The organism is Micromonospora sp. L31, assembly GCF_052068075.1.
GTDB lineage: Bacteria > Actinomycetota > Actinomycetes > Mycobacteriales > Micromonosporaceae > Micromonospora > Micromonospora purpureochromogenes.
This window is the reverse complement of record NZ_JBQHDC010000005.1, coordinates 527,021-536,858: the sequence shown is the minus strand read 5'-3', so window position 1 is coordinate 536,858 and position 9,838 is coordinate 527,021. Positions and strand designations below refer to the sequence as shown.

General features: G+C 70.7%; 8 protein-coding genes and 1 pseudogene. 6 read left to right on the top strand and 3 right to left on the bottom strand.

The genetic code is table 11. The annotated features are described in order from the left end of the window. Positions 1 to 338 precede the first annotated feature (338 nt). A complete protein-coding gene (locus ACTMS9_RS17475) occupies positions 339 to 605 on the bottom strand; it encodes a helix-turn-helix domain-containing protein (RefSeq protein WP_441165468.1) in 267 nt (88 codons plus the stop codon). A 76-nt stretch (positions 606 to 681) separates the two neighbouring features. Here ACTMS9_RS17475 and map point away from each other — a divergent pair, with 76 nt between their 5' ends. Together map and ACTMS9_RS17465 are read left to right on the top strand one after the other, a co-directional pair. After that, positions 682 to 1,500: a type I methionyl aminopeptidase gene (map, locus tag ACTMS9_RS17470; protein ID WP_441147667.1), complete on the top strand. Its 819-nt coding sequence runs from the start codon at positions 682 to 684 to the stop codon at positions 1,498 to 1,500. A gap of 255 nt (positions 1,501 to 1,755) precedes the next feature. Further along, positions 1,756 to 2,493 (top strand): annotated as a pseudogene (locus ACTMS9_RS17465) (class I SAM-dependent methyltransferase); the annotation flags it as partial. Positions 2,494 to 2,720: 227 nt separating this feature from the next. Here ACTMS9_RS17465 and ACTMS9_RS17460 read toward each other — a convergent pair. After that, entirely contained in the window at positions 2,721 to 4,373 is a 1,653-nt protein-coding gene (locus ACTMS9_RS17460) for a sensor histidine kinase (RefSeq protein WP_441165467.1), read from the bottom strand. Between the two features lie 14 nt (positions 4,374 to 4,387). Further along, complete coding sequence (locus tag ACTMS9_RS17455) at positions 4,388 to 5,128, bottom strand: response regulator transcription factor (protein WP_441147671.1); 741 nt, start codon at positions 5,126 to 5,128, stop codon at positions 4,388 to 4,390. Between the two features lie 382 nt (positions 5,129 to 5,510). On the opposite strand from ACTMS9_RS17455, the gene alr reads away from it, so the two are divergent. The 4 genes from alr to ACTMS9_RS17435 are packed head-to-tail and all read left to right on the top strand — an operon-like array spanning position 5,511 to position 9,518. After that, complete coding sequence (alr, locus tag ACTMS9_RS17450) at positions 5,511 to 6,677, top strand: alanine racemase (RefSeq protein ID WP_441147673.1); 1,167 nt, start codon at positions 5,511 to 5,513, stop codon at positions 6,675 to 6,677. Then, positions 6,674 to 7,702, top strand: coding sequence for a D-alanine--D-alanine ligase family protein (locus ACTMS9_RS17445; RefSeq protein ID WP_441165466.1), 1,029 nt, complete (start codon positions 6,674 to 6,676; stop codon positions 7,700 to 7,702). Before alr ends, ACTMS9_RS17445 begins: the two co-directional genes overlap by 4 nt. Further along, positions 7,702 to 8,877: a UDP-N-acetylglucosamine--N-acetylmuramyl-(pentapeptide) pyrophosphoryl-undecaprenol N-acetylglucosamine transferase gene (locus tag ACTMS9_RS17440; RefSeq protein ID WP_441165465.1), complete on the top strand. Its 1,176-nt coding sequence runs from the start codon at positions 7,702 to 7,704 to the stop codon at positions 8,875 to 8,877. Before ACTMS9_RS17445 ends, ACTMS9_RS17440 begins: the two co-directional genes overlap by 1 nt. Further along, a complete protein-coding gene (locus ACTMS9_RS17435; protein WP_441147679.1) occupies positions 8,874 to 9,518 on the top strand; it encodes a M15 family metallopeptidase in 645 nt (214 codons plus the stop codon). Before ACTMS9_RS17440 ends, ACTMS9_RS17435 begins: the two co-directional genes overlap by 4 nt. The last annotated feature ends 320 nt before the right edge of the window (positions 9,519 to 9,838 follow it).

The window sequence follows — 9,838 nt, the reverse complement described above, 5'->3', positions numbered from 1 at the left end:
CGCTCAGCCCGTCGAGCTTCCAGATCAGGTCATCGCGAGTCGCCTGGAGGTAGTGGTGCAGCGCAGCCTTCGGGTCGCCAAGATCAGCCATGCCTGCCAGTCTTCCTTATGAGCCTGACCGAACCGTGCGAGGTGTCGCCTGCAGGATCAGCGCCCGGCTGGACGGGAGCGGGATAGACAACACGGGTTCACGGTGACCGCGCCCGGTCACAGCACTTGGGATGCCGAAGGCACCAGCTTGTTCGAACCGGCCAACCGGCAGCCGACCGGCGCCCAGGGAGCAGTCTCGTAAGACTGCCGGCGCGCTGACGGATCAAAAGTGCTTGGGCGGCTGGTCGCTAGGACGCCTGGCGGATGGGCATGCCGGCCAGCCAGATGTCGGCCAGGTCGCTGAGGGGGACGTCGAGGGCCTGGCTGAGGCAGACCACAGTGCCGAACGCCGGTGCGGGAAGGCGGCCCGCCTCGATCTTGCGCAGCGTCTCGGGGGACATGCCGGCTGCCAGGGCCACCTCGACGAGGCTGCGGCCGGCTCGCGCGGCCCGAAGAGCGGCTCCGAGGCGCTGGCCCGCTGCGATCTGTTCGGCGGTGAGTGGTTGGCGAACCATGCCGGCAGGATATCCCACCGGAGCAGCCCCGACCTGGCGTGGTATAAAAATACCGCATACAGAGAGGGAGGCTGTCGTGATCGAGCTCAAGTCCGCCGAGGAGATCGGCCGGATGGCGGTGACCGGCCAGTTCGTCGGCGAGCTGCTCGCCGAGCTGAGCGGTGTCGCCGCAGTCGGCGTCAACCTGATGGACCTCGAACACCACGCCCGCCGCCGGATCAAGGAACGCGGCGCCGAATCCTGCTACTGGGACTACGCCCCTTCGTTCGGCCGCGGCCCGTTCCGCAACGTGCTGTGCCTGTCGGTCAACGACGCGGTGCTGCACGGCCTGCCGCACGACTATGTTTTGCGGGACGGTGACCTGCTCAGCATCGACATGGCAGCCGGCATCGACGGCTGGGTCGCCGACTCCGCGCTCTCCGTCATCGTCGGCACCCCCGACCCGGCCGACCTGAAGCTGATCGAGGCCACCGAGGTCGCACTGGAGGCCGGCATCACCGCCGCCCAGCCCGGCGGCCGCCTCGGCGACATCTCCGCCGCGATCGGCGAGGTCGCCCACTCCTACGGCTACGGCGTCAACGCCGAGTTCGGCGGTCACGGCATCGGCCGCACCATGCACGAGGCCCCGCACGTCTCCAACAACGGCCGTGCCCGCCGCGGCATGAAACTCGAGCCCGGCCTCACCATCGCCATCGAGCCCTGGTTCTGCCGCTCCACCGACAAAATTAAGTTCGACAACGACGGCTGGACGATCCGCTCCGCCGACGGCTCCCGCACCGCCCACTCCGAACACACAGTCGCCATCACGGCTTCCGGCCCCCAGGTCCTGACCCGCCGCCCCACTCACGGCGCCACCTCGGCCGACCCCACCAAAGAGCCCGCCACAGCCTCCTGACCCACTGCCCGCCCTGGGGCGCGACTCAGGACGTTCCGGGACGGGATGGCAGCGGAGGCGGGGGAGGAACGTGGCCTCCTCACCAAGGTCGCGGCCAGGCACCCGCTTTATGGATCAGCCTGGGTGCTGTCCGGATCGCCGCCTGCACTGTTGTCCGATCCAAGTGCGCACGTGACCTACTCTCCAGGGCAGCGACGCCAGGCCCGGTGCGCGGCGCGGGCTGGTGACAGCCAGGGAGGCGGCGACATGTCCAGGGCGCAGTTGTACGACACCATCGGAGCCACTTACACCGTGACGCGGCGCACCGAGCCGCGGATCGCCGCAAGGGTCTGGGCTGCGCTCGGCGATGCACGGACGGTATTGAATGTCGGGGCTGGTACCGGCTCCTACGAGCCCGCCGACCGTGACGTCACCGCGGTGGAACCGTCGGCGCTCATGCGTGCGCAGCGCCCCACAGGCGCAGCGCCGTGCGTGGCTGCCGCCGCGGAGAGCCTTCCGTTCGAGGACCAGTCCTTCGACGCAGCGATGGCTTTCGCCACCATCCATCACTGGCGGGACCCGATCGCGGGCCTGCGCGAGATGCGGCGCGTTGCTCGTCGCGTGGTGGTGTTCACGCACGACACCAGTGACACCGGATGGCGTCGTCGGTTCTGGCTTACTCGCGACTACCTTCCTGAAGTCGCGGACATCCTTGTCGGCCGGCCTTCGCTGACCGAGCTGGCCAGCGCGATCGGAGCCCGCGTGGAGCCGGTGCTCATCCCGTGGGACTGCGTTGACGGCTTTTTCGAGGCCTACTGGCGCCGGCCCGAGGCGTACCTGGACGAGAACGTCCGTCGCGGGGTATCGGTCTGGGCCAGAGTCGGGCCGGACGCCGAACAGAGGGCAGTGCACAGCCTCCGTGATGACCTCGCCTCAGGTCGGTGGGCAGAACGAAACCGCGACCTCGTCGATCTCGATGCAGCAGAGCTTGGCCTTCGCCTGCTTGTCGCCTGATCCCGCCACATCCGGGTACGACTTCGCTGTCCGAAGCCATGGGTGGCCCAGGCCCCACTCGCATCGGTCAAACGGTTTGCTTCGAACCCAGCGGCCGTCGTCACATGTTCAGTAATGTCCACGGCAGACGACCATCTAGCGTAGGCAGCCCAGCGCATCTCCCTGAGCGGGCCCACGCGCCGCCGCACCGGCGCGCGCCGGCCGCTGTCGCTGTCGCTCTGCGGCCGTCACGCCTGATGAAGCTGGTCGACGCGGGGAAGCGTGATGGTGAATGTCGTCCCGACGCCGACCTCACTCGTGACCGTGATGGTGCCCTGGTGATCCGTGACGATCTGCCGGGCGATGGCGAGGCCGAGGCCACTGCCCCCGGTACGGCGGCCCCGCGCGGCGTCGGCCCGCCAGAACCGGTCGAACACATGCGGCAGTGCGTCCGCTGCGATTCCCGAGCCGGTGTCGACGACCCGGACGACCGCCTGCGTGTCGGTGCGGCTCGCGACCAAGCTGACGCTGCCGTCGGCAGCGGTCGCCCGTAGCGCGTTGGTGACGAGATTGCCCACCACCTGGCGGAGCCGGTCGGGATCGGCGTGTACCGCAACCGGCTCGGCCGCCACGCGCAACGACACCCCGGCCGACTCCGCCCTTGCGCGGTGGGCGGTGCGGCAGGTCTCCAGGAGTTCGGCCAGATCCACCGTGACCCGGTGGTACGCCAGGTTGCCGGCCTCGGCCAGGGCCAGGTCCTGCAGGTCGTCGACGATGCGCTGTTGCAGCACCGCCTCTTCGTGGAGTGATGCGAAGAGATTCCGGTCCGGCGTGATCACGCCGTCGGAGAGCGCCTCGAGATAGCCGCGCAGGTTGGCCAGCGGGGTGCGCAGTTCATGTGCGACGTCGGCGACCATCCGGCGTTGCCGCTCCTCCCCGCGCTGCAGGGAGTCGGCCATCCGGTTGAACGACCGGGCCAACTCCGCCAGCTCGTCGTTGCCCGACACCGGCACCCGTCCGGTGAGGTCGCCCCGGCCGAGCCGCTGAGCGGCCGCGGTGAGCGTGTCGATGGGGCGCAGCACCCGCCGGCTCAGCAGCACGGTGCCGATGACCGCGACCGCCGCAACGCCCGCTGCCGCGGCGAGCAGTGGGCCGGCGGTCAACACGGACGCCGGATCGCCGCGAGCACCGAGATAGACCCGGGCGGGTACCGGCGCGACGTCACTGATGTCGTTGGTGAAGGCCTGGGCCAGGCAGGAATCCAGTGCTTCCACCGTCGAGGTGCCGCACACCTGCACCGAGGCAGCGTCTGCCAGGTGCCGGCCCGGCTCTGCCGCGACGTCGGCGCAGCCGTCGACGATCTCTGCGACACCAGGGCGATCCCGCACGTCGGCCGCGCTCAGGCCGGCGTCGAACTGCGGAACTCCGATGCTGGTGGGTGAAGCGACAACAGGGACGGATTCCCGGGTCAGGCAGGCCGCGAACAGCACGCCGGTGCGGTAGCCGGCGATCGCAGCGGCCACACCTTTCTGCCGGCTCGCCGGCTCCGCTGGCAGTGCGGCCAGATTCAGAACCGGCCGCGGGTCGACGACCCCGACCATCGTGCCGAGCGGCCGGGCGGTGCGGTCCTCCTGGGTGTCCGTGTCCACGATCACCTGGCCCGTGTCAGCGACCAGGTGGATCCGCTGACCGGTCTGGGCGCGCAGGTCCCGCACCAGGCCGGGCACACCCTCCCAGGTGCCGTGCCGGCTGCCGTACGTCGTGAGTCGGCCGACGACCTCATCGAGTTGCGCCCGGTCGGTGGTGGCCGAGTCGTTGATCTGTTGCGAGGCCTGCCGCAGGGTCAGCCACGCGGTCGCCGCGGTCGCGCTCACCGCGACGAGGATGACCAGCCAGAGCACCCGTAGCCGAAAACTCACCGGCTGGCTCCGGGCGTGCCCTGGGGCGTCGGCGCCGCCGCCGGTTCCGGCTCCGGTTCGGCGAGCCGGTAGCCGCGGCCGTAGACGGTCTGCACGTACCGCGGCTCGGCAACGTCGTCCTCGATCTTGCGGCGGAGGTTCATCACGTGCGCGTCAACGGTACGTTCGAGCACGAAACGATCGAATCCGAAGGCCCGGTCGATGATCTGCGCCCGGGTGAACGCCCGCCCGGGCTCGCCGGCGAGCACCTCGAGGATGCCGAACTCCTTGGCCGTCAGGGCGACCGGCCGGCCACCGACGCGTACCTCGAACCGGCCGGCGTCCACCTCGAGCTCGCCGACGCGCAGCACCGCCCGGTTGTCGGCGCTCACCACCCGGGCCCGGCGCAGCAGCGCCCGGACCCGAGCGGCCAGCTCGCGTGGGCTGTAGGGCTTGGTGAGGTAGTCGTCGGCACCGAGGTCGAGGCCCAGCAGGACGTCGTCCTCGGTGGTACGGGCGGTCAGCAGTAGGATCGGAATGTCCGATTCGGCGCGCAGGATCCGGCACACGTCCAGGCCGTCGAGGACCGGCATCATCACGTCGAGGACCACCAGGTCCGGCCGGCGGGACCGGCACTGGTCCAGCGCGGCCCGCCCGTCGCCGACCAGCAGCACGCTGTGCCCCTCGCGTTCGAGATAGATCCGCACGAGGTTGGCCTGCTTGGGGTCGTCCTCGGCGACCAGGATCCGCCCGCTCATGTTTTCCCCGTCCTGCCTGCTGGTTGCGGGGTCAAGTAAACCCGAAACCCGTGAAGAACTGATGTGGGCGGGCTCCGGAGGCGGCGAGTGGGATATCCGCACAGCTGGCCCACGGCTTCTTCAAGGGTTCTTCACAACCGGCTGCCTACCGTTCCCGTCGTGTCAGTCAGGAGCCGGACATGATCTTCGAACCAGCACACCCAGGCCGCCGCGACGAGCAACAGCGGCGGGCGGTCCGGCGGCGGATCCGGGAGACGCTCGCGGTGCGCCGGGCCGCCGCGGTCGGCGGGCAAGGGGCCCCCGAACCGCCGGATGAACCGCCCGTCGAGCCCGGGGCTGCCGGGTGACGCCGGGTACGCGTGGTCGGCGTGCGGGGACCGGTGTGATCAACGAGAGTGCCCAGCTGGCCGATGCCGTGATCGATCTTGCGGCGATCGCGGAGAACATCCGGGCGATCGCGGCGATCGCACGTACCGGGCTGATGGCCGTGGTGAAGGCCGACGGGTTCGGGCACGGCTCGGTGCCGGTGGCGCGGGCTGCGTTGGGCGCCGGCGCCGCCTGGCTGGGTGTGACCTCGGCGACGGAGGCGGTGGCACTGCGATCGGCGGGCATCGACGCGCCCGTCCTGAGCTGGCTGCACCGGCCGGACGAGGACTTCACCCGCCTGATCGCCGCGGACGTCGACATCGCGGTGTCGACCCTGACCCACCTGCGCGCGATCGCCGACGCGGCCACGGAACTCGGTGTGCCCGCCGCGGTACAGCTCAAGGCGGACGTCGGTCTGTCACGCAACGGTGCCGACGGCGACGAATGGCCCGAGCTGGTCGCCTGGGCTCGCAAGCACGAGGCGGAGGGCAGTGTCCGGGTACGCGGGGTGTGGTCCCACCTGACGAACGCCGACGTGCCGGGCTGCCCGAGCATCGCCCGGCAGCTGTCAACGTTCCAGGAGGCGCTGCGGATCGCTCGGGAAGCCGGGCTCGACCCCGAAGTGGTGCATCTGGCGAACTCGGCGGCGGCACTGGCCGCCCCGCAGACCCGGTTCGATCTCTGCCGGATCGGCCTGGCCATGTACGGCGTCGACCCGTTCGGCCCGGCCGGTCCCCGCCGTTACGGCCTTCGACCCGCCATGACCCTGCGGTCAAGGGTGATCAACCTGAAGCGCGTGCCCGCCGGTACCGGCGTGTCCTACGGCCCCGATCATGTGACCGATCGGCCGACCACGCTCGCTCTGCTGCCGCTCGGGTACGCCGACGGCCTGTCGCGCACCGCCGAGGGCCGCGCGTGGGTCTGGCTCGCCGGTCGGCGCTGCCCGATCGTCGGCCGCATCGCCATGGATCAGTGCGTCGTCGATGTCGGCGACCTGCCGGTGGCGCTCGGCGATCCGGTGGTCGTCTTCGGTCCCGGCGCCGAGCCCGGCTCGCCCGACCCGGCCGAGCCGACGGCCGCCGAGTGGGCGCGGTGGGCCGGCACCAACCCGCACGAGGTCTTGACCGGAATCGGCGCGCGAGTGGCGCGCGTACACCTACACGGGGAAGCGGCAACATCATGACTGTTCGTTTGGCGGTGCTGTTCGGCGGGCGCAGCGGGGAGCACGCCGTCTCCCGGCGCTCGGCGGAGAGCATCCTGGCCCACCTCGATCCCGCCGCCTACCAGGTGACCGAGGTGCTGATCGAGCGGGACGGCCAGTGGCGGGTGAACGGCGACCGGGCCACGTTCGCGCAGGCGCTGCGGACCCTCGGCGACCAGGACGTGGTGTTCCCGGCGCTGCACGGCCCGTACGGTGAGGACGGCACCGTCCAGTCGATGCTGGAGTGGCTCGGCGTCGCGTTTGTCGGAAATGGTGTCTTCGCCAGCGCCGCAGGGATGGACAAGCCGGTCACGAAGAAACTCCTCGCCGCCGACGGCCTGCGCGTGGCCGACGGGGTGACGCTGCGGCCCGACGAGGATCTGTCGTCGCGGGATCAGGAGCGGCTGGGGCTGCCCGTCTTCGTCAAACCGGCCCGGGCCGGCTCCAGCCTGGGAGTCTCCAAGGTCGAACAATGGTCGCAACTGCCCGCCGCCCTGCGGCTCGCGCGCGAGAGCGACGCGAAGGTTCTCGTCGAACGCGCCGTGCGCGGGCGCGAGATCGACGTCGGCGTCCTTCAGCATCCCGACGGCCGCGTCGAGGCCGGGCCGCCGCTGGAGATCCGGGTGGCGAACGCCGCCTTCTTCGACTACGACGCCAAGTACGACGGCGGTGCCGTCTTCCACATTCCGGCCCGCCTCGACCCCGGCACCACCCGACTACTGCAGGACCGGGCCGTGCGGGCCTTCCACGCGCTCGGCTGCCGTGGGCTGCTCCGCGTCGACTTCTTCCTCCCGGATCCGGACGCCGACCACGGCGCAGGGTGGACCGGAGACCATCGGGAGCCGGTGATCAACGAGGTCAACACCTTCCCCGGATTCACCGCCGCCTCGCAGTACCCGCAGATCTGGCAGCGGGCCGGCGTCGGCTACTCCGCACTGCTCGACATCCTCATCCAGGGCGCACTGCACCGACGCGACACCGCCTCCCCCTGCCCGAGTCCCTGCTGATGGCCGTCTACACCGCGGAACATCTCCGTGGTCTCCGCATGATCGTCACGGGCGGGGGAACGGGTGGGCACACCTACCCGGCGCTGACCACGATCCATACGCTCCGCGACCGGCTGGCGGCAGCCGGCACCGCACCGGACGTCCGCTGGGTGGGCGTCGCCCACGGACTGGAGGCCAGGATCGCCCGGCAGGAGGGCATTGCCTTCACGGCGATCACCACCGGCAAACTGCGCCGCTCGCCGAACCTGCACGAGTGGGGCCGCAACGTCGCCGACGCCTTCCGCGTGCCGCTCGGCATCCTCCAGGCCATCATGATCGTGGTGCGCACCCGGCCCGAGGTGGTCTTCTCCACCGGCGGATACGTCTCCGTCCCGATCGGGATCGCCGCCTGGATGACCCGCCGCCCGCTGGTCATGCACGAGCAGACCCTCACCGTCGGGCTGGCAAACCGGATCCTCGCCCGCCTCGCCGATCGAGTCCTGCTGAGTCACGAGTCTTCCATCGACCATCTGCCCGCCCGAGCGAGAACCCGGGCGGTGGTCACCGGCAACCCGATCCGGCCCGAGATCCTCACAGGCGACCGCGAGCGGGCGCTCGCCGCGTACCACCTGGATCCGCGCCTGCCGCTGGTGTACGTCACCGGCGGCGCCCAGGGCGCCGTCCAGGTCAACAACCTGATCGCCGACATCCTCCCCGGACTCCTGCAGAAATGTCAGGTGCTGCACCAGTGCGGCGACTACTCCCTCGACCGGATGCGGCAGGTCGCGGCCGCCCTCCCGGAACACCTGCGCAGCAGGTACCGGGTGGTCGACTACGTCCACGGCGAGCTGCCCGACGTCCTGAGCGCCGCGGACATCGTCGTCGCGCGCAGCGGCGCCGGCACCGTCGCCGAACTCACCGCCCTGGGCAAGGCATGCGTCTTCATCCCGCTCATCCCCACCGGCGGCGACGAACAGCGGCGGACCGCACGGCACCTCGCCGACGCCGGTGCCGCCCGCATGCTCGCCGGCCCCGAGGCCTCCGCCCACCGCCTCTACGAGGAGATCATGGTGCTGCTCGACCACCCGGAGCGACGCCGGGAGTTGGCCAACGCTGCCCGCCAACACGGCCGGCCGTATGCGGCCACGGCCGTGGCCAGCGCGATCATCGACGCCGCTGGGCGGTACCGGTCATGATCCTGCTGTCTGATCGGCGAATCTCGGCCATCCCGCTCGGCGACAACGGGGAGGCCCTGGTCGACGTACGCCAGGTCGCGGACCTTCGGGTGGACGACCGGCTGGCCGACGAGGCCGGCGCGTACGCGCACCTGCGCGAGGCGACGGTGCAGCGTCTGCTCGCCGCCCAGCGGACCCTGCCCGAAGGGCTGCGACTGCTGGTCATCGAGGGGTACCGGCCGCTCAGCCTGCAGACGACCTACTTCGAGAGCTACCAGGACGAACTGCGCCGCAGGTACCCGGAGTGGGACTCGGCGCGCCGGCGCGTGGAGGCCAGCAAGTACATCTCGCCGCCCGAGGTGGCTCCGCACAGTACCGGCGGGACGGTCGACCTCACGCTCTGTACGGCCGATGGGATCGAACTGGACCTGGGCACGACCGTCAACGCCAGCCCGGTGGACAGCGCCGACGCCTGCTTCACGGGATCACCCCACATCTCCCCGCGGGCCCGCACCAATCGCGGCATCCTGGGCCGGGCGCTGTCGTCCGCCGGCATGGTCAACTACCCGACCGAATGGTGGCACTGGTCGTTCGGCGACCGCTACTGGGCGCTGAGCACCGGGGCCGCCCGGACCCGGTACGGGCCGGTGGATCTGCCGTGAGGCGGCTGTACGAAATCGACCTGTTGCGGATCATCGCAGCCCTGGCGGTGATGATCTTCAAAGCCACTTCCCAGTCTTGGGGGTGGCCTTTCTGCTGTCGAACAGCAACGGCGTCAGCGGCCGAGCGAGTCGCCGAGGCGCTTGAGGGCTTCCCGCGTCGCCCTGGGACGAGACCTGCGTGTAGAGCTGCATGGGCGGTCTGTTCGACGCCCCAGCGGTATCGACGGCACTCCCGACCGGGTCGGCTGACCGGAGCCCCACCACTTGCGTGCGGACATCTACAGTCCCGCCCGTGAACCGTCCGGCCACGGGGTGCGGAT